A 25,037-nucleotide genomic window follows, 5' to 3' on the forward strand; every position below is an offset into this window, starting at 1 on the left:
TTTTAAATTGGTTCGGTCGCTGGCTTGAGAATTTATTCAGCCAACGCTTTATTAGCAGTGGCCATGAGCAAGCGAATGCGATTCAATTGATTGACGATCGAGACACCTGGATCGTAATCAATCGCTGCAATGTTCGCCTGTGGGTATTGGCGACGCAGCTCTTTCATGACGCCTTTTCCTACTACATGGTTAGGCAGACAGCCAAATGGTTGCAGACAAATGATATTGTTGACATTATTTTCCAACAGATCGATCATCTCACCGGTCAAGAACCAGCCTTCTCCCGTATGATTGCCGATGGAAACAATCTCGCTCGCTTGCTCGGCAAGCTGATGGATCGAATGAATGCCCTCAAAGCGCGTTGACGCCCGCAACGCTTTATCCATTGGTTTTTGGAGCCGTTCAATCGCCATGATCGCAAAATCAGCGATCATTTTGCTTTTCTTCGCCATCCCCAAATGCTCGTAGCGCCAAATTTGATTGTAGAGGGAATAATTCATGAAGCCGACAATATCTGGTACGACCGCTTCCGCTCCTTCTGCTTCTAACAGGCGAACGACATCATTATTAGCTGTCGGTGAATACTTCACTAAAATCTCTCCCACGACACCGACACGCGGCTTCTTGATATCTCTTATCGGCACTTGATCAAAGTCTTGAATGATTTTCTTCATATTGCGATTAAAGAGGCTGAAGGAGCCATTGCGGACATTTTTGGCAATTTTTTCCAGCCATTCTTGGTGGAGCCGATCGACAGCCCCTGCTTCTTGCTCATATGGACGGGTGCGATAAACGACTCGTTCAAAGAGATCCCCGTATAAAAATGCCACCGCCAAGCGTTTCATCATCGGCAAGGTAAAGCGAAAGCCCGGATTTGATTCAACACCAGTATTCCCCATCGAAATAGATACCACCGGTACTTGCGGAAATCCTGCATCGTTCAATGCTTTACGTAACAAGGGAATATAGTTCGTTGCGCGACACCCACCGCCCGTCTGGGTCATCAATACGCTGGTGTTTTCGACGTCATATTCCCCGCTTTGTAACGCTTCTACCAGCTGTCCAATGGAAATGATGGCCGGGTAGCAGGCATCGTTATTGACAAAGCGCAAACCGACATTGACTGCTTCTCGATCTTCACTGGGCAGACAGACCACTTGATACCCGGAAGCCTGCAAAGCGACATCTACTAATCCGCTTTGGTGGATGGGACTCAACATCGGCAATAAGAGCGTGTGCTGCTTGCGCATTTCTTTGGTAAAAATAATCTTTGCTGGTTCCTCGTATTGCTTTTTAGGAACAAAGTGCTGTTTATCCCGTTCGTTGACTGCTGCTTTCAAGGAACGCAACCGAATCCGAATCGCCCCAAGGTTTGCACCCTCATCGATTTTCAACACCGTATACAGCTTGCCATATTGCGCCATGATCTCTTCGACTTGATCGGTGGTCACTGCATCGATCCCGCAGCCGAAGGAGTTTAATTGAACCAATTCCAACTGCTTGTTTTTCGCCACCACTCGTGCAGCCGCATACAACCGTGAATGATAGACCCATTGATCCACGACCCGCAGATCGCCGACATTTGCTAAATGAGCAATACTGTCCTCGGTCAGTACATGAAAGCCTTCTTGGGTAATGACTTCCGCTATCCCATGGTTGATTTCAGGGTCCAAATGATACGGTCTTCCAGATAAAACGATCCCTTTTTGGTTGGTCGTCATCAGCATTCGCAGCGTTTCTTCTCCCCGTTGCGCAATATCTGCTTTGAACTGATCTAGTTCCTCGAAGCCGCTGCGCAGCGCTTGGGCAATTTCGTCTTCAGAAAAACCAAAATCTTGAAACGTCCCCATTAAGGTTTTGACCATTGAGGCTTCATCTGCCAGATTTAAAAATGGACAGCGGTAGTCAACCGCCCCTTCACGAATCGCATCGACGTTGTTACGAATCACTTCTGGATAGCTTTGTACGATTGGACAGTTAAAATGATTTTCAGCGGCAGTGTTCTCTACTCGCTCAAAAATGACTCCTGGATAAAAGATCAACGGTATGTTTTGATCGATCAGTGCTTGGATGTGTCCATGGGCTAGTTTGGCTGGGTAACAAACGGTATCGCTAGGAATCGTTTCGATCCCTTGCTCATATAGTTCTTTATTAGAACGCGGCGACAAGGTTACCCGAAACCCTAACTGGGTGAAAAAGGTATGCCACAGCGGATAATTTTCATAAAGATTCAACACTCTTGGTAAGCCGATTTCCCCATGGAGGGCATCTTTTTTACGCAAAGAACGGTACTTGAACAAGCGGCGGTATTTTTCATCCACGAGATTGACTTTGCGGTCTTCTTTTTTGATTTTGATCCGCGCACCACGTTCGCAGCGATTCCCCGTAATGAATTTTCGACCATCCGAAAAGAGGGTCACGGTTAATAAACAATTGTTTTCGCAAAGACCGCAATTTGTAAATTCTTTTTCTGCTTGAAAATCGGCCATTTTTGCAGGAGACAACAACGTACTGACATCGTCGATCGCCGCTTCTTCTAACGCGATCAACGCCGCCCCATAAGCGCCCATCAAGCCAGCGATCGATGGTCGTACGACTTCACGGCCGCTGATCAATTCAAAGGCGCGCAGAACCGCTTCATTATAGAAAGTCCCTCCTTGGCAGACGATTTTCTCGCCAAGATCTTCGGGGCGCCGAACCTTGATCACTTTATAGATAGCATTCTTTATGACCGAGTAAGACAAGCCAGCCGAAATGTCGCCAACAGAGGCTCCTTCTTTTTGGACCTGTTTGACTTTTGAGTTCATAAAGACGGTACAACGCGAACCCAGGTCAACCGGCGCTTGGGCTTTTGTCGCTGCCAGCGCAAATTCTTTGACATCCTGATTCATAGATTTGGCAAAGGTCTCAATGAACGAGCCGCATCCTGACGAACAGGCTTCATTTAGCTGAATCGAAGAAAGTGCACCGTCTTTGACTGTCATCGCCTTCATGTCTTGCCCACCAATGTCCAAGATAAAATCAACCCCTGGCTGGAAATGTTCAGCAGCTTTGTAATGGGCCATCGTTTCGACTTCACCGATATCGACCTTCAGTGCATGTTTGATCAGATGCTCACCGTACCCTGTGATCGTTGACTTTGCGATGTAAACGTCAGAAGGCATCTGACGATAAAGCTCTTGTAAAACCGCCATCGTTGTCGCTAACGGCTCGCCTTCATTGTTGCCATAAAAAGAAAACAACAAATCCCCTGCATCATTGATCAAGACGACTTTCGTTGTCGTTGATCCAGCATCGATACCCAAATAAGCAGCACCTTTATGCTCCGACAAAGGTTTTTCTGTAGCAACCGCTTGGGCATGGCGGGCACGAAAAGCAGCCAGTTCTGCTTCGTCTTTGAATAAAGGATCTAGCGTATCTGTTGGCGCAAGTGTGCCGTCTTCTTCATTGGCTAAGCGGTCGCATAGTACAGAAAGCTGCTGCGCTTCTTCTGCATACAGTGCAGCCCCCATCGCCACAAACAGTTCTGGATTCTCGGGAAAAATGATATCTGCTTCTTGCAGGTTCAACGTATCGATAAATCGTTGACGCAATTCCGACATAAACGTCAGTGGACCGCCTAAGAAGGCTACCTTGCCTTTGATTTTACGACCAGCTGCTAAGCCAGCAATCGTTTGATTGACCACCGCTTGAAAAATACTCGCAGCAATGTCCGCTTTTGCCGCTCCTTCATTGATCAGCGGCTGCACATCAGTTTTGGCAAAGACCCCGCAGCGTGAGGCAATCGGATAAAGGGTTTGGTATCCCTTGGCTAGCTCATTGACCCCATTGGCATCCGTTTTCAATAAAACCGCCATCTGATCAATAAACGCACCGGTCCCACCGGCACAACTGCCATTCATCCGCTGCTCCAACGCACCTTCAAAAAAGGTGATCTTCGCATCTTCACCGCCTAATTCGATCGCCACATCCGTTTCTGGGATCACTGTCTCGACTGTTTTGGTACAAGCGATGACCTCTTGGACAAAAGGGATCCGCAAAACTTCTGCCAGCCCCATTCCGCCTGATCCGGTAATCGCCAGCGCAACTGGCTGATCTTGGATTACTGCTTGCGCTTCTTTAATAATTTTTTCCGCTGCCTTTTGGATGTCTGCATAGTGTCGTTCATACCTTGAAAAACACGTTTGATTGCGTTCATCTAACAGAACCATCTTGACCGTTGTTGAACCGACATCGATGCCCGCCTTATATTTTTTCATTTGTTGCCTCCATCTAAACAACACTTTGTTGATTATCTAACAAGCCGTTTGTTATAATACTTATGTTCATTGTAATTCTTTTAATTGATAATTCAACAAACAATTCCAACGAAGGTGTGGGATAAACAACAATTAGACGTTTTTTGTCGTTTATTTTGAAAGGAAATTCACAATATGAAAAAATTGGATTTACGTGTCAAACGAACCAATAAGTACATTATTGAAGCCTTTATTCGCTTAGTTGAAGAAAAAGGCTTCGAGCAAGTGACTGTCCAAAATATCGCAGACGAAGCCATGATCAACCGCGCGACCTTCTATGCCCATTACAAAGACAAGCAAGACTTGTATGAAAAAATATTTGACTTGGCCGTCGAATCTTTTACCTCGATCCTTGACTTTGAAGATTTCGTCCAAGGCAATCGAATCAAGATCCGTAAAATCGAAGCGGCCATGACCGAACTTTTTTTACACATTCAAAAGAATCGCTCTTTTTATTTGACGATCATGGATGCCTCTGCCATTGAGATCATTCGTAAAAAACTGGGGCTGATTTTAACGGAACGGTATCAAGAGATCTTTTCAACCTTGAAGATCACAGAAGGCGATCTTGAAGTGCCCTTAGACTTCATCATTGATTATATGACCTCAATATTTGTTGGCACGCTGCATTGGTGGCTAACGGCAGAAACAACGATGCACGCCGACCATTTAGCAAAACTCGTCATCAAACTAGTGGCAAACGGTCATCTAACTGTCTTGGGGATTGAAATTGAGGAATAAAAAAAGAAACTGCCTATATGCAGTTTCTCTCATGCTGATTGCCCTTTAATCAATGATTTTTTGCGCGCCATTTGATCGTGTCTTTTGTCTTACGCTGTTTAGTTACTTTGATTCCTTTTGGAGCCACACGAATCGCATAGTCTTCCTTTTTGACAACGTCATAGACATGCTCTGCAACTTCCGTTACTTTTTCTTTTAGATTCAGTTTAAATTTCATGTGTTTTCATCTCCCGAATGCTTTACTATTAGCGTATCGCAAATAAAAAAAATCTTCAACTTATAGCCCTTCCTCAAACCAAAAAAAATAATGGTTAAATAACGAAAAAAACAGCAAAACTATTTGCTGTTTTTTTCTGCGTATTCATCTGACTGGGGTAGCTGGATTCGAACCAACGCATGACGGAGTCAAAGTCCGTTGCCTTACCGCTTGGCTATACCCCAATAATGGTGGAGGAGAGTGGATTCGAACCACTGAACCCTAAGGAACGGATTTACAGTCCGTCGCGTTTAGCCACTTCGCTACTCCTCCAAAAGGTTTTTCTCAAACCTGACAATAGTTATAATACCGAAAAAGATAACAAATTGCAATAGCAAAAAGTAAATTTTTCTAGAAATTATTCATGTAAATTCCATTGGCGAATAATCATCTCGATCGCAGCTTCTAAACTTCTGCTTGAACCTAGATCTTCATCCCCTAAAAAGCTTTGAAATTCTTTCGGTCCAGTCGTTAAAATCTCACCGATACGTTTTTTACCAATAAATAATTCATTGACGGTATAGTCTTTGCCATGAATGGCTTTCGTTGTTTCTTCAATACGGACTTCGATATCTTTATTTTTCTTAGACATGATTGCACCTCTTTCTTTACAGCACCTTCCTATTTTAACAGAAAACCAGCAAAAGAAAAAGAAAATCTCATCTGGAACGAAAAAAAGTAGTCAATCGTTACGATCGACTACTTTTGCTGCTTTGTCTCATTTCTGGTTCGTCAAGACAGCACTGGTTACGGTATACCCCGCATCGCTTAAGATTTTCTCAATCGCTGCGACTTGGCGCGACTCTACTTGGATCTCAACAATCGTTTTTAGCGCCATCCGATTGACTACGATGGTCAAAATACTCATCTGATGATCGGCAAGCAGCTTGGTCACGTCTGCTAACACGCCTACATGGTCATCCGTGATCTCGATGGACACTCGGGTTCCACCATCGTGGTAGCCAGTGATTTTCAAAAAGGCATCGAAAATATCATTGTTGGTAATGATTCCCACTAAGGCATCATCATCCATGACTGGTAAAACCCCCACGTTTTCACTACGCATGACGGAAATGGCGTCCTCTAATAGTGCATCTGGTTCAATCGTGGTCACTTTTTTCAACATGATATCAGCGACAGTCGTTTTATTTAAGAGATAGTTCATTTCATAAACGCTTAAGCTTGTCGCTTTTGAGGGAGTTGCTTCAGCGATCGTTCCTTCTGTGATCAACCCTACTAATTTACCATCGTCAACGACGGGCAGACGGTGGATATCGTGCTGCTTCATTAAATCTACTGCATCAAAGATCGGTGTCTGCGAATCGACGGTGACGACCGTCTTCGTCATAAAATCACTTACACTCATTGTTTAGCCTCCTAGATACGCTTTTCTTACTTCATCACTTGCTAGTAATTCTTCTCCAGTACCTTCTAAAACGATTTTCCCCGTTTCTAATACATAGCCGCGATCGGCAATCGATAAAGCCATTTTTGCATTTTGTTCAATCAGCAGCACAGTCGTTCCTTGCTGCTTGATTTCTTGAATGATTGAAAAAATTTCTTTGATAAAAATCGGTGCCAAGCCCATCGAGGGCTCATCCAGCAAAAGCAAGCGCGGTTTTGACATCAATGCCCGCCCCATTGCCAACATCTGCTGCTCACCGCCAGATAATGTCGACGCATCTTGCGAGAGGCGTTCTTTCAATACAGGAAACTTGCGGTAAACTTGTTCATAGTCTTCTTTGACACCACTGTCTTTACGCAAGAAGGCGCCCATCTCTAAGTTTTCTTGAACCGTCAATCCTGAAAAGACGTGCCGCCCTTCTGGCACTTGCGACAAGCCGTTTGCGACGATTTTTTGCGGTGCTTCTTTCTCAATTCGTTTTCCTTCAAAAGTGACTGAGCCATTTGAGGGGCGGATCAATCCAGAAATCGTCCGTAAAATCGTGGTTTTCCCTGCACCATTGGCACCAATCAGTGAAACGATCTCCCCTTGATTGACGTGGAAGGAAACATCATGGACCGCTTGGATCATGCCGTAGTGTACACTTAAATTTTGAATTTCCAGCATCAGATTTCCCCTCCTAGATAAGCTTCGATCACCCGCGGATTGTTTTTGATCTCTTCTGGTTCACCGTGGGCGATGACTTGGCCGTATTCCAGCACATAGATCCGTTCGCACACTTCCATGACCAAACTCATATCATGCTCAATCAAGAGGATCGTCAATTGAAAATCTTTTTGGATCTTATAGATCAGCTTTGTCAGTTCTGTTGTTTCTTGAGGATTCATCCCCGCAGCCGGCTCGTCAAGAAACAGAATTTTTGGTTCTGTAGCCAATGCGCGTACGATCTCTAACCGACGCTGCTCGCCATAAGGCAAATTTTTCGCTAACGTTTGACTTTTGCCATCCATATCAAAGATCCGTAACAGCTCTAAGGCTTTTTTCTTCATGGACGCTTCGTTTTTGTAGTACTTTGGCAAACGCAGGATGCTAGTCAGCAGTCCTTCTTTATGCTTACTGTTCATAGCGATCAAGACGTTGTCCATCACAGTCAAATTTTTAAACAAGCGAATGTTTTGGAAGGTTCTTGAAAGACCTAAATCCGCAATTTTATAGGGCTTCACGCCATTTAAACGTTTTGGCTTCCCTTGGGTCTCAAAAAGCACTTCCCCTTCACTAGGTTCATACACACCTGTCAGGAGATTAAAGAGCGTTGTCTTGCCAGCACCGTTTGGTCCAATCAATCCGACCAGCTCATTGGTATCTAAATGGAGGTCTACATGAGAAACAGCAGCTAAACCGCCAAAGTTTTTCGTTAAGCTTTTAACTTCTAATAGAGGCATCGTTGTCATCCCCCTTTTTTCTAAATTTATCCAGCAGTCCTTTTACGGAGAATTCCCATGTCCCTAAAAGTCCGCTTGGTTTAAAGATCATGATGATGATCAAAGCCAATGCATAAATGATCATGCGCAAATCAGAGAAGCCTTGCAAGTACATATTTAAGATTCCTAGCACTACTGCCGAGACAACTGCTCCTGTGGTACTCCCAAGCCCTCCAAAAACGACGATGATCAATACATCGATCGATTTCATAAAACCGTAATCTCGTGGGAAAACCGACTGCTGATAGCTGGCATAAAGGGTACCAGCAATGCTTGCCATCACTGCCCCCATTACAAACGCAATTACCTTGTATTTCGTTGTGTTGACCCCCATTGATTCTGCAGCGATCTCATCTTCCCGAATCGCTAAAGTCGCCCGACCTGGTCCGCTATGGATAAAGTTTGACACGACAAGAATCGATAAAACGGCAAAGAGAAAGACGATCTGCCAATTACTGAATTGGGGCAATCCGAAAATTCCTGCAGGACCATTGGTCAAGCCTCGTAGGTTCACCAACAAGATCCGAATGATCTCTGCCACACCTAAGGTAGCGATCGCTAGATAGTCGCCTTTTAAACGGAGGGTCGGAATCCCAACCACTAATGCGACTGCACCTGAAACCAGCATCCCCACCAGTAAACCAGTTAAAAAGCCGCCAAAGGTTGGATTGCTTGCCGACAGGATCGCGCCAGCATAAGCACCGATTGCCATAAATCCAGCATGCCCTAAGGAGAATTGCCCTGAAAAGCCGATGATCAGATTCAAACTGACTGCCAAGATGATATTGATTCCGATATTGACGATGATGGCATCAGAGAACAAATTGATCATTCCGCCATTGTAGGCTGCAAATAATCCAAAATAAAGAATAGCTGCCAGAGCGAGCCAGATTAAGTTGTAACGTAAATTCTTTTTCATTTCTGCCACCTACACTTTCTCTTTGATATTTTTGCCGAGGATCCCAGCTGGACGAACCAACAATATAATTATTAAAATGACATACACTAAAGCATCCTTATAATCAGAAAAACCAAGCGCTGTCGCTGCTGTTTCCACCAAACCGATCACAAAGCCACCTAAGGCTGCTCCAGGAATGATCCCGATCCCGCCGAGAACCGCTGCAACAAAAGATTTCAGACCAGGAACGACGCCCATTGATGGATCAATGGAATTATAATACAAACCGATCAGCATCCCGCCAGCTGCAGCCAAAGCCGAGCCTAAGGCAAAGGTAAAGGAAATCGTTCGATTGACATTGATCCCCATCAAACGCGCTGCATCTGCATCAACACTTACTGCCCGCATCGCTTTTCCCATACGGGTCTTTTTCACGATCAATTGCAAGAGAATCATTAAGGTAACCGAAACAGCCAAGATCAATAACTGGACATTACTTACTTGAACAAACCCGATGGAATAAGTTTGTCGTTCAATCGCTTGCGGAAAGGGGCGCACATTGGCTGAAAAGAAAAAGATCATGACATTTTGCAAAAAATAAGAAACCCCGATTGCCGTGATCAGTGCCGAAATTCGCGTGGAATTGCGTAAGGGACGATACGCTAAAAATTCGATCGTTACCCCAAGAGCTGCACTGGCGATCATTGAAATGAACAACGCGGGGAAAAACCCTAATTGCCATTGATTGATCAAAAAGTAACCGATAAAACTACCGATCATGTAAACTTCTCCGTGGGCGAAGTTGATCAACTTGATGATGCCATACACCATCGTATAACCCAACGCTAACAAGGCATAGATACTGCCTAGAAACAAGCCGTTGATCAATTGTTGGATCATCATTTCCATATACTCACTTCCAATATCATTTATTATGGTCATTCTTTTAGAGAAAAGAAACTGAGACAAACACATCAGGTCTGTCCCAGTTTTCACTGCCAAACAACTGCGGGTTTTTTAAGGTTCCACAGTGTCTGCTGAGGTTTCTTTCCCGTCAGTCAATCCTAAAACAACTGCTGATTTTTCAGGGTTATGATTTTCATCCATCGTGATTTCACCGGTCACACCGACAAAGTCTTTCAGTTCAGACAAACCAGCTGCGATCGCCAATGAATCTGCTGAGTTTTGATCTTCGATCGCTTGTTTGATCATATAAACAGCATCATAGGCTAATGCATTAAAAGCAGAAGGCTCTTTGCCATATTTTTCATTGAAAGCTGCCACAAACGGCTCAACTTTGTCGTTTGCTGGTGCTTTGGTAGAGAAGTGACCTGTATAGTAAACATTGCTGACATTTTCTGCACCAGCTGTTTGAACCATTTTTTCATCACCGAATCCATCCGCACCAATGATTGCTTGATCAATTCCTAATTCTCGCGCTTGCTTGATGATCAAACCAGCTTCTGTGTAGTAGCCTGGAATGAACAAGACATCGAAGTCGACATCTTTGATTCTTGTAAGAACTGCTTGGAAATCTTTGTCGCCTTCAGTAAAGTTATCCTCTAAGACGATTTCGCCTGGGTAGCTTTCTTTAAATGCTTCCGTCAAACCAATTGCGTAGTCACTTGAGTTATCACCCAAGATTACGGCTTTTGAAGCATCCAAATTTTCTGCTGCATATTTTGCCAAGATTGTTCCTTGGAAGCTATCTTGGAAACAAGAACGGAACGCAAATTCTTGGACTTTTCCACTGGTGTAAGTAATCGCATCATCGGTACCTGAAGGAGTGACCATCGGTACTTGGGCTCTCGTCACATTCGGTAAAGCCGCCTTTGTGGCACCTGAAGTTGCTGGTCCAATAATGGCAACGACTTTATCATTGGTTGCTAAGTTGGCTGCTACTGTCGCAGCTTCATTGTTATCTGATTTGTTATCTTTCGAAATGATTTCAATTTGTTTTCCAAGAACGCCGCCGGCAGCATTGATTTCTTCGACTGCTAAGTCGATCCCCTCTTTTTCAGCCGTCCCATAAGCAGCAACTGCTCCAGACAACTCTAAGTTGGCACCAATCTTAATGGTATCTCCCTCTTGTTTATTGCCACCTTCAGCAGCACCACTGCTATCCGTTGGTCCACCTGTTGGTCCTGCACTACAAGCTGTCAATAAAAACAAACTCGCAAACAAAAATGCAAATTTCTTTTTCATAATTTTCCTCTCCTTTACTTCCCCTGAATATGTTATCCAATATACTGAAAAATCTAGGAAATGTCAACGAATTATCAGAATATTTCACCTATTCAGAATTTATTTTTTTCGCCGATAAAAAATGGTGCTTTTAAAACATTGATCCAGCAACAATGGAATCGCTTTTCTAATTTTCGGATAAAAAGAAAAGCAAGCAAAGGTTTTTCCCCTTTGCTTGCTGCCGATACGCTTTGATTTGATACTTTTTTTTTCAAACGGACGTTTGAAAACATTACATCCTCATGTTAGCGGCTATTTCGTGGATACAATGCTTGAAAATTTGCCGCCGCCCCAACTAAATTGGCATCATTGCGATAGTCACATAGCTTGATCAGTGGGACGAAATCATTTAATGCTTGATCCGCCAACATTTTTTTCAAGCGCTGGTCAACTTCTTCTAACAAGCCTTTTTTGGCACTGACACCACCGCCGATAATGATCACTTCAGGATCAAAAGCAAACTGAATACTGAACAGTCCTTGTGCTAAATAGTTGTAAAATTTATTGACTTCCTCGATCGCAATGGCATCGCCATCTTCTGCACGTTGAAAGACCTCTTCACCGGTAATCGTCGTTCGATCCACTCCGATCCGATCACAATACCGCCAGGCCATCTGAACCGCTGTCCCTAGTTGCGAAAATGTTTTGCCTTGATCTAGGATCATCAACCCAAATTCGCCACCGTATAAATGTGCCCCACGGACTAGCTCACCATTTTGAAACAGGGTACCGCCAACGCCTGTTCCGATCACAACGAAGGCTGCTTGCTGATACTCTTTGCCCGCTCCTTGATAAAATTCAGCCATCCCAGCGCAATTGGCATCATTTTCGATGGTTACGGGTACCCCAAACGCTGCTTCGAGTTCTGAGTAAATATCAAACCCATGGATATAAGGGATCGCACTAATGCCGTCGATCCGCCGTTCTTGGGCATTGACCGCACCTGGCGCACTGATTCCAACGCCTTCAATCTCTTCATCTACGCTTGCCCTCACTTGCTGCAGCTGTGCTTTCATTTCCTCCCAAGTATTTGGAGTAGTGAACTTCCCTTTACTCACCAAAGAATCTTGTGCCCAGACGCCATATTTTACTGCTGAACCACCCATATCAAAGACTAAAATCGCCATTTTTTTCCCTCAATCCTTTATTATTCTGATACTGTCTATTTTACCGCAAGTCGGCGCTTGAAGAAAGCGATTTCCGAAGACAAGAAAAAAACAGTCTCATTCACTTAGACTGTCTCTTCATCCATTAGAGTTGTTTTTCCAAAATCACTTGATCGAACAGCTGCTGCCCATTCTCAAAAATCGGTTCGACATAGTGGGTGGTGAAATAATTCTTCACCCGCTCTTTTTCAACATAGCCTTGCTTTTGGTACAAAGTCAAGGCTGCAGAGGGCAGACTACCAGTTTTGATCACTACGATCGGCCGTTTTGCCCCGAGGTGCTGACTGAGGATCGCTTCTTCGGCAGCTTGCAGCAATTGACGACCGATGCCCATTCCTTGCTTTTCTGGCGAAACGGCCACATTCATGATCTCCCAGTTCTTGCCTTGATTTTGATAAACTAGCACACCAATCATTTCTCCAGCTTCTTCATAAACAAGTGTTTGGCTATTATATAGATAGCTTTCTACGACTGCTTTATCAGGATCTGCATCCAGCAGCAACGCCCAAGGATACGCTTCATTAGGGGCGATTGGACGAATCATGGCTTTTTGGCTCCTTTTTTATATTTCTGTTGATTCCTTTTAACTTTTCCGATAACGGTACGTTGGTTTGACTTTGTCTTTCGTATTTCGTTTTAAAGTAAACGTCTGGGGTACGTAATCTATTCCGCCTTTTACAAAGGGATGGCAGCGTAAGATACGAGCTACCCCCATCAAGCCTCCTTTGGCTGCTCCATGGACTTGGATGGCTTGGATCATGTATCCTGAGCAAGTCGGATAATAACGACAGCTAGGAGGAAATAATGGGGAAATAAAACGTTGATAGAAACGAACAAAGCCGATCAAAAGTTTACTCATTCCTTGCCAGCCTTTCTTTTTAGCGTACGATTCAGTAAAGATAGATAGAAAAAACTAGGACTCAGCACGTGGCGTAAGTCCTAGTTATGGTTTATTTCATAAACTCAAAGATATGATTCCAAAGACTTGGAGAGAATACTTTAAAAGGACTGCCGTCACCGATCACTCCATAACCAATCATCGTTCCTGCTAGGAACAATAAAATAGCTAATAAAATGACGATTAAAATTTTTATCAAGCTAGTTAAAATATAACGGTTCAACTTCACTTTTTTTCTCTCCTACTCCTATTAGGCGTTAACTGGTACGACTTCTTCTACTGCGTCAGAAACTCGTTCAACAGATGCCCCTAATTGTTGCAATTTTTCGTGGAATTTGTAGTAGCCGCGATCCAAATATTTTAGATTGCGAACACGCGTCCGTCCCGTTGAACGCAAACCTAATAAAATCAACGCTGCTGCGGCACGTAAATCTGTCGCATAGACCAGCGCACCTTGTAATTCATGACCGCCTTCGATCACTGCAACGTTGCCGTCAATTTTTACATGGGCATTCATGCGACGCATTTCTTCTAAATGTTGGAAACGATTCTCAAATACCGTTTCATTCACAACACTCGTTCCTTGCGCTAATAATTGAATAGCAGACATTTGCGCTTGCATGTCCGTAGGAAAACCTGGATGTGGCATCGTTTTTACATCAGTCGCTTTCAAGCGTTCTGGTCCGACCACACGAATCCCTTCAGCGACTTCAGTCACTTCTGCACCCATTTCGATCAATTTTGAAATCAATGGACGATTGTGCTCTGAGATCGCATCTTTAATAATAACGTCTCCTTGAGTCATCGCTGCTGCAACCATAAAGGTTCCTGCTTCGATACGGTCTTGCACGATCGAATGATCTACTGCATGCAGGTGTTCGACACCTTCAATACGCATCGTTTCGGTTCCTGCACCAAAGACCTTGGCACCCATTTTATTCAAAATGTTTGCTAAATCAACGATTTCTGGCTCACGAGCGACGTTTTCGATGATGGTGATGCCTTTAGCTTTTACGGCAGCCATCATGATATTTTGCGTTGCGCCGACACTTGGGAAATCCAAGTAAATGCTATTGCCTTTTAACTCATCGGCGATCGCTTCTATGTATCCATCTTTTTGGATGATTTGCGCGCCTAGTGCTTGAAATCCCTTCAAATGTAAATCAATTGGTCGTTTGCCGATTGCACAGCCGCCAGGCATTGCCACTTTGGCATGTCCATTACGGGCTAACAAAGGCCCCATGACTACGATTGAAGCGCGCATTTGGCTCACATACTCATACGGTGCTTCGATTGCTAATTCTTGTGACGCATCGATCGTCATTGTGTTGTTTTCTTCTTCAAAATCGATTGCGACATTTAAATGCCGAATCACTTCTTTCATTGTTAATACATCGGAAAGGATCGGTACATTTGTTAATGTCGTTGTTCCTTCTTCCGCTAATAAGCTTGCCGCTAAGATAGGTAGAACAGCATTTTTTGCCCCTTCGATCTTCACTGTTCCAGTTAATCGATTACCACCTTGAACGATCATCTCTTCCATTTATGTTCCCTCCAAATAATGCAGTGACTCACACAAATCTTGCCAATTATAGCATAATATTCGGTGTTTTTGCATATATTAATGAAATTCTTAAAAACCTGTTAAAAATAAATTACGACATAACGCAATCAACTCAAGGAAAAAAGTACTGGCGGTGTAGCCTAATGCAATCGCAAGAAACACCATGACCATTCGTATCTGAGTCGTTCGTAAGGCTTTAAAAAAAGCATCGATCCGCACAGATTGCAATGCCCAAAATGCTAAATAGATGAACGCTAAATGACTCACGATTCGAATGATTGCATCAATTCCATACACTTGCATACTTTCTGCTCCTTTTTTCATAATTGAACATTCCTATCATACCACAAAGATGTCAAGATAAAAAATAATCTTTCTTGAAACCTTCATGAAAAGACTTTAAAAAGTTTTTAAAACGTTTTCTTGGAGAAACAAAAAAACAAAGGCAAGAAGCCCTTGTTTTTTAGGAATGTTTTGACACGTTGATTCGATTGATGGCGCGGTGCAAAGCAACCGTTGCGCGCCGAAGCTGGTCGATATCTTCGACTTGTTTGGCTTCTTCGATTTGGCGTTCTGCACGCTGTTTTGCTCTTTCTGCACGTGAAACGTCGATGTCACGATCACGTTCCGCACTATCGGCTACGATCGAGACAACATTGTCTCGCACTTCTAATATACCGCCGTTGACAGCGACCCAGTCGACATGGGTATCTGAATCGATCCGTTTGACCCGGACTTCATCAATCGTCAATGGAACGATGATTGGGGCATGATGCGGCAAAATACCGATCTCACCATCTGTCGTACGTGCAACCACGATTTTCGCGTGATGATCGTAAACCAAACCAGCAGGTGTCACCACATTGACTGTTAAAAATTGATCCATGAGGTTCCCCTCTTTCTTCAAGGCTGGTTAATTAATAGCCAATTTTTTTCGCTTTTTCAATGACATCTTCAATTCGTCCAACACTGCGGAAGGCTTCTTCTGGAAGATCATCATATTTTCCTTCAAGAATCTCTGCAAATCCTTTGATGGTTTCTTCAACTGGCACATAAGAACCAGGTTGTCCCGTAAACTGTTCCGCTACGTGGAAGTTTTGTGACAAGAAGAATTGAATGCGGCGTGCGCGGGCAACTAAGGTTTTTTCATCATCAGACAGTTCATCCATCCCTAAGATGGCGATGATGTCTTGTAATTCCCGATAACGTTGTAACGCATGCTGTACTTCAGTCGCTACTTCATAATGTTTTTCACCAACGATTTCAGGTGCTAACGCACTAGAAGAAGACGCCAGTGGATCAACGGCAGGATAGATCCCTTGTTCGGTCAATTTACGTTCCAAGTTGGTTGTTGCATCCAAATGGGCAAAAGCAGTCGCAGGTGCTGGGTCAGTGTAGTCATCGGCAGGGACATAGATGGCTTGAATAGACGTAACGGAACCTTTCTTCGTCGATGTGATCCGTTCTTGTAATTGCCCCATCTCAGTTGCTAATGTTGGCTGATACCCAACGGCAGACGGCATCCGACCTAGTAAGGCAGATACTTCAGAACCTGCTTGAGTGAAGCGGAAGATATTATCGATAAACAAGAGCACGTCTTGTCCTTCCACATCACGGAAGTACTCGGCTAATGTCAAACCAGTCAAGGCTACCCGCATCCGAGCACCTGGTGGTTCGTTCATTTGTCCAAACACCATGGCTGTTTTTTCGATAACGCCAGATTCTTTCATTTCATTATAAAGGTCATTTCCTTCACGTGTCCGTTCACCAACACCTGTGAAGACAGAGATCCCACCATGCTCTTGGGCGATGTTGTGGATCAATTCTTGGATCAAGACGGTTTTACCAACACCGGCACCACCGAAAAGTCCAACTTTCCCCCCTTTTAAATAAGGGGCTAACAAATCGATAACTTTGATCCCAGTTTCAAGGATCTCCGTACTTGTTGACAATTCATCAAAGTCAGGTGCTTTTTTGTGAATCCCACTGCGGGGTGCTTCTTCAGGGAACGGCGCTTCTAAATCGATGGTGTCCCCTAAGACATTAAACACCCGTCCTAAGGTTTCTGTCCCAACTGGAACAGAAATGGAGGCGCCTGTATCGATTACTTCCATTCCTCGTTGTAAGCCATCTGTTGATTCCATGGCAATCGTACGGATAACGCCGTCGCCAAGTTCTAAGGCAGCTTCTAACACAACTTTTGTTTTCTGCTCATCTTTTTTGTAAACAATCAACGCATTGTTGATATCTGGTAATGATTGGTCTAGAGAGAATTCCACGTCAACAACGGGACCAATGACTTGAACAATCTTGCCTGAACTCATTCGTATTCCTCCATTCGTTCTTGAAACTATTCTAACGCGGATGCCCCCGCCACAATTTCAGTAATTTCTTGGGTGATCGCTCCTTGGCGCGCTCGGTTGTATGAGATCGTCAAGTCCCCAATAATATTTTTGGCATTATCTGTTGCTGTTTTCATCGCTGTCATTCCGGCAGCATGCTCGGCTGTTTTTGCGTCAACAATCGCACCATAAATCAAGCTTTCAGCGTATTGAGGCAGTAATTGATTCAAAATCGCTTCTCTGGAAGGTTCAAACAAGTATTCTTGTTCATAACTTTCGGCTTCTTCAGGATCTAAATCGGATATCGGCAACATTTTCTCCACACGAAATTGGCTAGTCAATGAATTGATGTGATGGTTATAACACACATATAATTCATCGAAGACCTCGTTTTGGTACATCGTGGTTGCCAATGTTACGATTTTACGTACCTCATCAAAGCTTGGTTGATCCGAAAGGTTTCTTAACTCGTACGCCAAATTGATGCCCCGTGCTTTGAAAAAGTCAGCGCCAGTTGCACCAATGGCAATCATGACATACTCTTCTTCTTTTGCATGGTCTTCATCCAGCATGGTCATCATTTGTTTTAAGATGGAACTATTATAGCCGCCCACTAGACCGCCATCAGAAGTGATGACGATATAGCCTGTGCGTTTGACCGGACGACTAACCAACATACTGTTATAGTTCACACCATCTTTAGGACCAGAACCTGCAAGATCGGAAAGCTGCTGCGCAGTCAAATGCGTAACGATTTCACGTACTTTGTTGGCATACACTTGAAACTGTTTCGAATGAGCTTCAGATTTTGTTAATTTTGCAGCTGAAACCATTTGCATGGCCTTTGTGATTTGGCTGGTTTTCTTTGTTGAGGCAATTCGTTGCTTGATTTCATTTAATGAAGCAGCCATTTTCTCTCACCTCTTTTATGCGTTTTGCATTGTCGATATTTTATCTTGCGGTGTCACCCGAGAACTGTTGGATGCCATGAAAATATCTTTGAATGCTTTAATGGTGTCATCTAACAAGCTTTCTTCTGGCAAGTCTTTCGTTGTCCGAATGGTTTCAAAAATCGTTGCTGCGTTTGCTTCGATATACTCAAATAATTCTGCTTCAAAGTCCAATAGTTTATTGACAGGTACACTATCAATGAATCCATGCGTCAACGCATAAAGAATCACGACTTGTTTTTCGACTGCCAATGGTTCATGTAGTTTTTGCTTTAAGATTTCAACGGTACGACGACCGCGGTTTAATTTGGCTTGTGTCGCAGCATCTAGATCAGACCCAAATTGTGTGAAGGCTTCTAGCTCGCGGTAACTTGCCAAGTCCAAACGCAAGGTTCCAGCAACTTTCTTCATCGCTTTGATCTGTGCAGAACCACCAACCCGTGAAACGGACAATCCAGCCGCTACGGCAGGACGCACACCTGAATAGAATAGGTCATTTTCTAAGAAAATTTGTCCATCTGTGATAGAAATCACGTTGGTTGGGATATAGGCTGAGATATCCCCCGCTTGCGTTTCAACGAACGGCAGTGCCGTCATTGATCCGCCACCTAGTTCATCACTTAATTTCGCTGCACGTTCCAATAAACGAGAGTGCAAGTAGAAGACATCCCCTGGGTATGCTTCACGACCTGGCGGACGGCGTAGAAGGAGAGAAAGTTCACGGTAAGCGACTGCTTGTTTTGATAAGTCATCAAAGACGATCAAAACATGTTTGCCGTTATACATGAATTCTTCTCCCATTGCTGCCCCGGCATAAGGTGCGATGTAAAGCAATGGTGCTGGTTGTGAAGCACCTGCTGAAACAACGATCGTGTAATCAAGTGCACCGTAACGGCGTAATGTTTCTACTTGTGCACGAACCGTTGAGTCTTTTTGACCAATAGCGACATAGATACAGATCATGTCTTGCCCTTTTTGGTTAATGATCGCATCGATCGCAATCGTTGTTTTCCCGGTTTTCCGGTCACCGATGACTAATTCCCGTTGGCCACGACCGATTGGTACTAAAGCATCAATAGCTTTCAACCCTGTTTGCATTGGTTCCGATACGGATTTCCGTTGCATTACACCTGGTGCAGCTGCTTCAACTGGGCGTGATTTGTCTGTTTCGATCGGACCTAAGCCATCGATCGGTTGCCCTAATGGGTTCACTACCCGGCCAATTAATGCATCGCCGACAGGAACTTCCATGATTTTACCGGTTCGTTTTACTTTGTCTCCTTCACGAATGGTTTCAAAATCACCTAGGATGATGATCCCGACGTCGTTTGATTCTAAGTTTTGTGCCATCCCATAAGAACCGTTTGAAAACTCAAGCAGTTCTCCACTCATGGCATTTTCTAAACCGTGAGCACGGGCGATCCCGTCCCCAACATATGTGACAGTACCGATTTCTTCTACAGAAAGTTCGTTCTGATAATTTTTAATTTGCTCTTTGATCAAGGCACTAATTTCTTCTGCTTTGATGGCCATCCGATTCACCTCTTATCTCTTGTTTATCTGCCGATTTTTTGTCGCAGATAATCCAGTTGGCTCTTAATACTACCGTCGATCACTTGATGATTTGCTTCAACGATGACTCCGCCTAAAATCGTTGGATCGACCGTTTCTTTCAATTGTGCCTGCTTGTACCCAAGCTTATCGGCGATTTGCTTTTCGATTTTGCTTTTTTGTTCTGCTGACAAAGCAACAGCCGTTGTGATCGTTCCGAGAACAAGACCTTGATATTCATCGTAACGACGTTCGTATTCGTCAATGATCAGCAATAGATCATCCATGCGATCATATTCATAAACGATCTCTAAGAAATTTCTGACCAAGCCTTCAAAGCCCTTCAGCAATTGATCGACTAATTGTCTTTTTTCATGGAGATCCAAGCGGTTATCCGTCACGATCTGACCGAATGTTGGAATCTCCTGATAAATCTGACGCAAGGTCATTAATTCTTGGTAAACTTCTGTCAAGCGCTGTTCTTCCATCGCCAATTCGAACAAGGCTTTTCCATAGCGTTTTCCCACTGTGAATTTATCGAGTTTCATTAACTGAACCCAATCCTTCGATATATTGATTGATTAGGGATTCATGATTTTCGGGAGTCAATTCGCGTCCTAAGATTTTTTCTGCGATTTGAAGCGAAAGTTCTGCAACATCATCTTTCACTTCTTTTAACGCAGTTTCTTTTTCAAGGGTGATATCTGAGTTTGCTTTTTCTTTCAAACGAGCCACTTCTTCTTTGGTCTCGCTCAAAATATTTTGTCGACTCAATTCCCCGCTATCTTTGGCGCTCTTGATGATCTCCGCAGCTTCAGAATGAGAACGTGCCAATTTTTCTTGGCGTTCTTTTTCTAATTTTGCTGCATTCAAGCGTGATTGTTCCGCTGAATCCAAATCATTGGCGATTTTATCTTCCCGTTTTTGCATCATGCTGCTGATGGCATCCCATGCAAAATGTTTCAATAAGAATAGCAAAAGAAGAATTGATCCGCTGACAACGATAATATTGCCAAGCATTGGATTTTGAACTTCCGCTATAACCAACTGATTTAGCATAACGATTCTTCCTTTCTGAAAGTCATTGTTTCATTAGAAAAAAGCAAAAACGAGTGCAATTGTTCGTTTCTGCCTTTTCGTGCTTGTCTTATCGGAAGACTAATAACAGCGCGATAACTACCCCTAGAATCGGTACAGCTTCGACTAACGCGACCCCGATAAACATTGTTGAACGTAGTTGACCTGACATTTCAGGTTGGCGTGCCATTGATTCGATCGTTTTTGCGATTACTTGTCCGTTACCATACCCTGCACCAATTGCTGCTCCGATAATTGCTAATCCTGCTCCAATAAAGTTCATTCTTTTTTCCTCCTAATTGTATGTCGATTCGATTAATGTTCTGCCACGATTTTGTGGCTCATAAATACCATGGTCAATGTAACAAATACATAAGCTTGGATCGCTCCAATAAAGAGTGAGAAGCCAATCCAGATCATTTCTAGCGGCATCACGATCGGTAATGACCACCAACCAAGACTAATAAACATGTTGGCAATCAATCCCAATAACACTTCCCCTGCGAATATATTTCCATATAAACGCAAGCCTAACGTGATGACATTCGTAAATTCTTCGATGATTTTTAGCGGTAATAAGAACCCCACCGGTTTCAAGTACGAATTGATCAAGTAATTTTTGAAGCCCAACGACTTGATCCCAAAGAAATGTGTCAAGGAAATAACCATAAGTGCGAGTGTCAGTGTAACAAACGGGTCTGCTGTCGGACTTTTCCATAAGGTAATGTCATCTGTCGTCACGATTTTTGTGACTAACCCGATCTCATTTGCCACAAACACAAAAAGAAACATTGTTACACCGAGCAAATGAAAGTTGTTCACTTGAGATCCTGGTAGATTGTCCGCTACGATACCGCGAACAAAGTCAATGACCCATTCAATGAAGTTCTGCTTCCCTTTCGGTTTCATTTGCAGATTACGTGTACAAATAAAGACCACCAAAAAAACAATAATACAAGAAATGATTGTCATCATAGCTACAGTTCCATCAAACCATATAGGACCGATATGAAACATAAGCGATTTATCTTCCAATCTTTCTCACCTCTTTTCCTGTCATCTCCAGAAAAAAATCTGGTGTTACAATGCGTTTCCTCTCATAACAATCGGTATCATACCACCACGAATGGAAAATTTCAAAGCATTTTCAAGAAAATTAGACAAAAAACTCACAATGCCAAAAATCCTAAATTAAATGAAAAATTCCCGTGTCGCTATGTGGAAGAAAAAGCCTGTTATATCAACAGCTTTCCCTTAAATGCTACCAAATTTAGCGCGATTTTCAAAGCAATAACCTCTATCGGATTCTAAAAGAAGTTCTTAGAAAATTAGAAATTTCTAAGAACTCGGTCAATTTGTCTTTCTTGATCTTTGCGTTTCAAGGATTCCCGCTTGTCATATTCGCGTTTTCCTTTCGCTAAACCAATCAAAACTTTGGCATAACCATCCTTGATATACACCTTTAACGGAACGATCGTCATGCCTGTATTTTTTGTTTCGCCAATCAGACGAGCAATCTGCTTTTTATGCAGTAACAGTTTTCTTGTCCGTAGTGGATCATGATTAAAAATGTTTCCTTGCTCGTATGGGCTGATATGCACATTGACTAAGAATGCCTCACCATTGCGAATGCGTACAAAGCCGTCTTTCAAATTGATCCGACTGTTACGGATCGCTTTGATCTCTGTTCCCTGTAAGACGATCCCCGCTTCGATCGTATCGAGGATCGTGTAATCATGGCGGGCCTTTTTGTTTTGGGCGATTAATTTCCCTTCTCCTTTAGGCACGGGCCATCCCTCCAATTATTTTTTCTTGATTCCTTTGTAAAAAGGTTTTTTCTTTTTCACTTTGCCAGCTTTCTTTGACTTGCCTTTACCGGTTTGTTCAAAGCGTTTCCCTTGTTTTTTCTCAGGGTTGTGTTGTTTTTTCCCGCGACGGTTCGCTTCATTTTTTTGATGGTTGTTTCGTTTGTTGGCTTTTGGTGCTTGCAGTTTTTCGACTTCTTCTGCTGCTACCAATTCGAAATCGATCTCTCTTGTTTCAGGATCAGCTTTCACGACTTTGATACGAACTTTTTGACCAATTTTAAAGGTCAAGCCTGTCCGTTCACCTACAAGTGCCAGATGGTTTTCCAAATAATGGAAGTAATCTTGCTTCAGATTATTGATATGGATCAGCCCTTCAATCGTGTTAGGCAATTCAATAAACAAGCCAAACTTAACGACGGAACTGATGATACCGTCAAACTCTTCTCCTACTTTATCGGCCATATACTCAGCTTTTTTAAGCGCATCGACTTCTCTTTCTGCATCGACTGCTCGTCGTTCCATTTGGGAGCTGTGCATTGCGATGTCAGGCAAGATTTCAGCCCATTTGTTTTGGTTGGCTTCAGAGACATCTTCACTGTAAGAACGAATCAAGCGATGCACGATCAAGTCGGGGTACCGACGGATCGGTGACGTGAAGTGGGTATAATCTTCCGCTGCCAAACCATAGTGGCCGACGTTTTCTTCTGAATACTTCGCTTGCTGCATACTTCTGAGCAGCATCGTATTGACAACCATTGCCTCTGGCTTATCTGCGACATCTTCAACCACTTTTTGCAGTTGTTTTGGTGAGATCGAGCCGTTGGTTTGTTTGACTACAATCCCTAAAGCAGAAGCAAAATCAAAGAAGCGACGCATTTTCTCTTCTTTTGGTTCCTCATGGATCCGATAAATAAATGGTAAATGCTTCCGATTGAAATGGCGCGCCACGGTTTCATTGGCTGCCAACATGAAGGACTCGATCAATCGTTCGCCGACGCCACGTTCTCGCAGAACGATTTCTTGCGGGTGTCCTTCTCCATCGACCAAGATTTTCGCTTCGCGGTCTTCAAAAGAAACCGCCCCACGCTTGATCCGCATCGTTTCTAACACGTGGTGCAAGGCGGCCATATCATGGAACATCGGTACTAGTTTCGCATATTCTTTGCTGGTTTCTGGATCATTGTCTTCAATAATTTGATTGACTGCCTGATAAGTCATGCGGGCACTTGTTTGAATAATACTTTGGAAAATATTGTAATCCGTGACGATCCCCTCTTGGTTGATCCACATTTCACAGCTCATGGCCAACCTTGGGACATTCGGATTCAACGAACAGATCCCGTTTGATAAACGTTGTGGGATCATCGGGATCACTCGATCCGTTAGATAGACACTCGTTCCCCGCTCAAAAGCTTCTTTGTCCAACGCACTGTTTTCTGTCACATAATAAGAAACATCTGCGATATGCACGCCCAAATAGAAGCTGCCGTCAGGCAATGCTTTTACCGTCACCGCATCATCCAAATCTTTGGCATCCGCTCCATCGATCGTTACGATCTGTTGATCTCGCAAATCCCGTCGTTCTGGAAAGTCAGCAGGATCGATCGTATCGGGTACTGCATCTGCCGCTGCCAAGGTTTCTTCCTCAAATTTTGTGGGAATCCCATTCGCCACGACGATCGATAAAATATCCATTCCAGGATCGTTTTTATGCCCCACAACTTTTGTGATCAACCCCTCTAAGCTTTTCGAATAGCCTTTTTCTGGATAATGGCTGATTTCAACGATCACGATGCTGCCGTCTACTGGACGAATTCCTTGGGCGCCGATAAACACCTTTAAATCGCTTAGTTTTTTATCTTTAGGTTGAACAACGCCATATAGATCCGATTCTTCGATCTCTTTTTCGTCAAATAATGTAAACTCGCCGACCAACTGACTGATGGCGCGTTGTTTGATTTCTACGACCTTTCCCTCTGCGCCGCGATCTGAAAAAGGATCGGCAACATGCACGATGTCTACAGCAACGGTATCGCCGTCCATGGCATAGCCTGTTGCTTCTTTAGGGATATAAATATCGTCTTCTTCTTCATCCAACGTGACAAAGCCGAAGCCCCGCTCGTTGGCACGAAAGGTTCCTTCCACAAACACTCGTTTCATTGGTAATTTCACTTTGCCTTTTTTGTTAAAAATCACACTGCCTTCTCGTTCCATCGCCGCTACTGTCTGGACAAGATTCTTAAAGTCTGTACTTTTTTGAAGTCCTAGACCTTCAGCAATTTCTTCCATTGAAAAACTTTTTTTACGGCTTTCTTCGAGAAACTGAATAATTTTTGTTTTAATCGTTTCTGTCATAAC

General features: G+C 43.5%; 26 protein-coding genes and 2 tRNA genes. 1 reads left to right on the forward strand and 27 read right to left on the reverse strand.

Going from position 1 to position 25,037, the window contains the following annotated elements:
• Positions 1 to 32: 32 nt before the first annotated feature.
• Positions 33 to 4,259, reverse strand: a complete 4,227-nt coding sequence (locus IGI77_RS13355; protein ID WP_438770204.1) for an acyl-CoA dehydratase activase-related protein — start codon at positions 4,257 to 4,259, stop codon at positions 33 to 35.
• A 174-nt stretch (positions 4,260 to 4,433) separates the two neighbouring features.
• Here IGI77_RS13355 and IGI77_RS13360 point away from each other — a divergent pair, with 174 nt between their 5' ends.
• A complete protein-coding gene (locus IGI77_RS13360; RefSeq protein ID WP_005228762.1) occupies positions 4,434 to 5,039 on the forward strand; it encodes a TetR/AcrR family transcriptional regulator in 606 nt (201 codons plus the stop codon).
• A 49-nt stretch (positions 5,040 to 5,088) separates the two neighbouring features.
• Here IGI77_RS13360 and IGI77_RS13365 read toward each other — a convergent pair whose 3' ends face one another.
• From IGI77_RS13365 to rnr, 26 genes are all read right to left on the reverse strand, one after another.
• Positions 5,089 to 5,256: a hypothetical protein gene (locus IGI77_RS13365; RefSeq protein ID WP_005228760.1), complete on the reverse strand. Its 168-nt coding sequence runs from the start codon at positions 5,254 to 5,256 to the stop codon at positions 5,089 to 5,091.
• Positions 5,257 to 5,408: 152 nt separating this feature from the next.
• Positions 5,409 to 5,480: transfer RNA gene (locus IGI77_RS13370), tRNA-Gln, on the reverse strand.
• A 4-nt stretch (positions 5,481 to 5,484) separates the two neighbouring features.
• A tRNA-Tyr gene (locus IGI77_RS13375) sits at positions 5,485 to 5,568 on the reverse strand.
• 85 nt (positions 5,569 to 5,653) lie between these two features.
• Positions 5,654 to 5,887, reverse strand: a complete 234-nt coding sequence (locus tag IGI77_RS13380; RefSeq protein WP_005228752.1) for a DUF2969 domain-containing protein — start codon at positions 5,885 to 5,887, stop codon at positions 5,654 to 5,656.
• A 126-nt stretch (positions 5,888 to 6,013) separates the two neighbouring features.
• Positions 6,014 to 6,661: a CBS and ACT domain-containing protein gene (locus tag IGI77_RS13385; RefSeq protein ID WP_005228750.1), complete on the reverse strand. Its 648-nt coding sequence runs from the start codon at positions 6,659 to 6,661 to the stop codon at positions 6,014 to 6,016.
• Positions 6,662 to 6,664: 3 nt separating this feature from the next.
• Positions 6,665 to 7,366 carry an ABC transporter ATP-binding protein gene (locus IGI77_RS13390; RefSeq protein ID WP_015510178.1) on the reverse strand — a complete coding sequence of 234 codons (702 nt, stop codon included), beginning with the start codon at positions 7,364 to 7,366 and terminating at the stop codon, positions 6,665 to 6,667.
• On the reverse strand, positions 7,366 to 8,142 hold the full coding sequence (locus IGI77_RS13395; RefSeq protein ID WP_015510179.1) for an ABC transporter ATP-binding protein: 777 nt from the start codon (positions 8,140 to 8,142) through the stop codon (positions 7,366 to 7,368). Before IGI77_RS13395 ends, IGI77_RS13390 begins: the two co-directional genes overlap by 1 nt.
• Complete coding sequence (locus IGI77_RS13400; RefSeq protein WP_005228744.1) at positions 8,123 to 9,100, reverse strand: branched-chain amino acid ABC transporter permease; 978 nt, start codon at positions 9,098 to 9,100, stop codon at positions 8,123 to 8,125. Before IGI77_RS13400 ends, IGI77_RS13395 begins: the two co-directional genes overlap by 20 nt.
• Before the next feature lie 9 nt (positions 9,101 to 9,109).
• Positions 9,110 to 9,988, reverse strand: a complete 879-nt coding sequence (locus IGI77_RS13405; protein WP_005228742.1) for a branched-chain amino acid ABC transporter permease — start codon at positions 9,986 to 9,988, stop codon at positions 9,110 to 9,112.
• A gap of 108 nt (positions 9,989 to 10,096) precedes the next feature.
• Positions 10,097 to 11,284, reverse strand: coding sequence for an ABC transporter substrate-binding protein (locus tag IGI77_RS13410; protein ID WP_010749790.1), 1,188 nt, complete (start codon positions 11,282 to 11,284; stop codon positions 10,097 to 10,099).
• 284 nt (positions 11,285 to 11,568) lie between these two features.
• Entirely contained in the window at positions 11,569 to 12,450 is an 882-nt protein-coding gene (locus tag IGI77_RS13415) for an ROK family protein (protein ID WP_005228730.1), read from the reverse strand.
• 124 nt (positions 12,451 to 12,574) lie between these two features.
• Positions 12,575 to 13,033: a GNAT family N-acetyltransferase gene (locus tag IGI77_RS13420; RefSeq protein ID WP_005228727.1), complete on the reverse strand. Its 459-nt coding sequence runs from the start codon at positions 13,031 to 13,033 to the stop codon at positions 12,575 to 12,577.
• 39 nt (positions 13,034 to 13,072) lie between these two features.
• A complete protein-coding gene (yidD, locus tag IGI77_RS13425; protein ID WP_016608771.1) occupies positions 13,073 to 13,348 on the reverse strand; it encodes a membrane protein insertion efficiency factor YidD in 276 nt (91 codons plus the stop codon).
• A gap of 91 nt (positions 13,349 to 13,439) precedes the next feature.
• Entirely contained in the window at positions 13,440 to 13,616 is a 177-nt protein-coding gene (locus tag IGI77_RS13430; RefSeq protein WP_005228723.1) for a DNA-directed RNA polymerase subunit beta, read from the reverse strand.
• 21 nt (positions 13,617 to 13,637) lie between these two features.
• On the reverse strand, positions 13,638 to 14,930 hold the full coding sequence (murA, locus tag IGI77_RS13435) for a UDP-N-acetylglucosamine 1-carboxyvinyltransferase (protein WP_016608772.1): 1,293 nt from the start codon (positions 14,928 to 14,930) through the stop codon (positions 13,638 to 13,640).
• A 90-nt stretch (positions 14,931 to 15,020) separates the two neighbouring features.
• Positions 15,021 to 15,254, reverse strand: a complete 234-nt coding sequence (locus IGI77_RS13440) for a DUF1146 family protein (RefSeq protein WP_008380880.1) — start codon at positions 15,252 to 15,254, stop codon at positions 15,021 to 15,023.
• A gap of 160 nt (positions 15,255 to 15,414) precedes the next feature.
• Positions 15,415 to 15,837: a F0F1 ATP synthase subunit epsilon gene (locus IGI77_RS13445; protein WP_005228716.1), complete on the reverse strand. Its 423-nt coding sequence runs from the start codon at positions 15,835 to 15,837 to the stop codon at positions 15,415 to 15,417.
• Positions 15,838 to 15,868: 31 nt separating this feature from the next.
• A complete protein-coding gene (atpD, locus tag IGI77_RS13450) occupies positions 15,869 to 17,275 on the reverse strand; it encodes a F0F1 ATP synthase subunit beta (RefSeq protein WP_005231864.1) in 1,407 nt (468 codons plus the stop codon).
• 26 nt (positions 17,276 to 17,301) lie between these two features.
• A complete protein-coding gene (locus tag IGI77_RS13455) occupies positions 17,302 to 18,204 on the reverse strand; it encodes a F0F1 ATP synthase subunit gamma (protein WP_005228710.1) in 903 nt (300 codons plus the stop codon).
• Between the two features lie 15 nt (positions 18,205 to 18,219).
• Positions 18,220 to 19,776, reverse strand: coding sequence for a F0F1 ATP synthase subunit alpha (gene atpA / locus IGI77_RS13460; RefSeq protein WP_005228708.1), 1,557 nt, complete (start codon positions 19,774 to 19,776; stop codon positions 18,220 to 18,222).
• A 23-nt stretch (positions 19,777 to 19,799) separates the two neighbouring features.
• The gene (locus IGI77_RS13465) at positions 19,800 to 20,342 is read right to left on the reverse strand and encodes a F0F1 ATP synthase subunit delta (RefSeq protein WP_010749797.1); all 543 of its coding nucleotides are present in this window, start codon (positions 20,340 to 20,342) and stop codon (positions 19,800 to 19,802) included.
• Positions 20,329 to 20,853, reverse strand: a complete 525-nt coding sequence (gene atpF, locus IGI77_RS13470; RefSeq protein ID WP_005228706.1) for a F0F1 ATP synthase subunit B — start codon at positions 20,851 to 20,853, stop codon at positions 20,329 to 20,331. Before atpF ends, IGI77_RS13465 begins: the two co-directional genes overlap by 14 nt.
• Before the next feature lie 88 nt (positions 20,854 to 20,941).
• A complete protein-coding gene (atpE, locus tag IGI77_RS13475) occupies positions 20,942 to 21,154 on the reverse strand; it encodes an ATP synthase F0 subunit C (protein ID WP_005228705.1) in 213 nt (70 codons plus the stop codon).
• 32 nt (positions 21,155 to 21,186) lie between these two features.
• A complete protein-coding gene (gene atpB, locus IGI77_RS13480) occupies positions 21,187 to 21,906 on the reverse strand; it encodes a F0F1 ATP synthase subunit A (protein ID WP_008380872.1) in 720 nt (239 codons plus the stop codon).
• A gap of 293 nt (positions 21,907 to 22,199) precedes the next feature.
• Positions 22,200 to 22,658: an SsrA-binding protein SmpB gene (gene smpB, locus IGI77_RS13485; RefSeq protein WP_008380870.1), complete on the reverse strand. Its 459-nt coding sequence runs from the start codon at positions 22,656 to 22,658 to the stop codon at positions 22,200 to 22,202.
• 15 nt (positions 22,659 to 22,673) lie between these two features.
• Entirely contained in the window at positions 22,674 to 25,034 is a 2,361-nt protein-coding gene (gene rnr / locus IGI77_RS13490) for a ribonuclease R (RefSeq protein WP_438770205.1), read from the reverse strand.
• Positions 25,035 to 25,037 lie beyond the last annotated feature (3 nt).

This window comes from Enterococcus sp. DIV0213h (assembly GCF_051711285.1).
Taxonomy (GTDB): Bacteria; Bacillota; Bacilli; order Lactobacillales; family Enterococcaceae; genus Enterococcus_D; species Enterococcus_D casseliflavus.

What these genes read in the sequence shown, in the direction of transcription:
- IGI77_RS13355 (WP_438770204.1), bottom strand. Translation starts at nt 4,259, where the DNA reads ATGAAAAAATATAAGGCGGGCATCGATGTCGGTTCAACAACGGTCAAG.
- IGI77_RS13360 (WP_005228762.1), top strand. Translation starts at nt 4,434, where the DNA reads ATGAAAAAATTGGATTTACGTGTCAAACGAACCAATAAGTACATTATT.
- IGI77_RS13365 (WP_005228760.1), bottom strand. Translation starts at nt 5,256, where the DNA reads ATGAAATTTAAACTGAATCTAAAAGAAAAAGTAACGGAAGTTGCAGAG.
- IGI77_RS13380 (WP_005228752.1), bottom strand. Translation starts at nt 5,887, where the DNA reads ATGTCTAAGAAAAATAAAGATATCGAAGTCCGTATTGAAGAAACAACG.
- IGI77_RS13385 (WP_005228750.1), bottom strand. Translation starts at nt 6,661, where the DNA reads ATGAGTGTAAGTGATTTTATGACGAAGACGGTCGTCACCGTCGATTCG.
- IGI77_RS13390 (WP_015510178.1), bottom strand. Translation starts at nt 7,366, where the DNA reads ATGCTGGAAATTCAAAATTTAAGTGTACACTACGGCATGATCCAAGCG.
- IGI77_RS13395 (WP_015510179.1), bottom strand. Translation starts at nt 8,142, where the DNA reads ATGCCTCTATTAGAAGTTAAAAGCTTAACGAAAAACTTTGGCGGTTTA.
- IGI77_RS13400 (WP_005228744.1), bottom strand. Translation starts at nt 9,100, where the DNA reads ATGAAAAAGAATTTACGTTACAACTTAATCTGGCTCGCTCTGGCAGCT.
- IGI77_RS13405 (WP_005228742.1), bottom strand. Translation starts at nt 9,988, where the DNA reads ATGGAAATGATGATCCAACAATTGATCAACGGCTTGTTTCTAGGCAGT.
- IGI77_RS13410 (WP_010749790.1), bottom strand. Translation starts at nt 11,284, where the DNA reads ATGAAAAAGAAATTTGCATTTTTGTTTGCGAGTTTGTTTTTATTGACA.
- IGI77_RS13415 (WP_005228730.1), bottom strand. Translation starts at nt 12,450, where the DNA reads ATGGCGATTTTAGTCTTTGATATGGGTGGTTCAGCAGTAAAATATGGC.
- IGI77_RS13420 (WP_005228727.1), bottom strand. Translation starts at nt 13,033, where the DNA reads ATGATTCGTCCAATCGCCCCTAATGAAGCGTATCCTTGGGCGTTGCTG.
- yidD (WP_016608771.1), bottom strand. Translation starts at nt 13,348, where the DNA reads ATGAGTAAACTTTTGATCGGCTTTGTTCGTTTCTATCAACGTTTTATT.
- murA (WP_016608772.1), bottom strand. Translation starts at nt 14,930, where the DNA reads ATGGAAGAGATGATCGTTCAAGGTGGTAATCGATTAACTGGAACAGTG.
- IGI77_RS13440 (WP_008380880.1), bottom strand. Translation starts at nt 15,254, where the DNA reads ATGCAAGTGTATGGAATTGATGCAATCATTCGAATCGTGAGTCATTTA.
- IGI77_RS13445 (WP_005228716.1), bottom strand. Translation starts at nt 15,837, where the DNA reads ATGGATCAATTTTTAACAGTCAATGTGGTGACACCTGCTGGTTTGGTT.
- atpD (WP_005231864.1), bottom strand. Translation starts at nt 17,275, where the DNA reads ATGAGTTCAGGCAAGATTGTTCAAGTCATTGGTCCCGTTGTTGACGTG.
- IGI77_RS13455 (WP_005228710.1), bottom strand. Translation starts at nt 18,204, where the DNA reads ATGGCTGCTTCATTAAATGAAATCAAGCAACGAATTGCCTCAACAAAG.
- atpA (WP_005228708.1), bottom strand. Translation starts at nt 19,776, where the DNA reads ATGGCCATCAAAGCAGAAGAAATTAGTGCCTTGATCAAAGAGCAAATT.
- IGI77_RS13465 (WP_010749797.1), bottom strand. Translation starts at nt 20,342, where the DNA reads ATGAAACTCGATAAATTCACAGTGGGAAAACGCTATGGAAAAGCCTTG.
- atpF (WP_005228706.1), bottom strand. Translation starts at nt 20,853, where the DNA reads ATGCTAAATCAGTTGGTTATAGCGGAAGTTCAAAATCCAATGCTTGGC.
- atpE (WP_005228705.1), bottom strand. Translation starts at nt 21,154, where the DNA reads ATGAACTTTATTGGAGCAGGATTAGCAATTATCGGAGCAGCAATTGGT.
- rnr (WP_438770205.1), bottom strand. Translation starts at nt 25,034, where the DNA reads ATGACAGAAACGATTAAAACAAAAATTATTCAGTTTCTCGAAGAAAGC.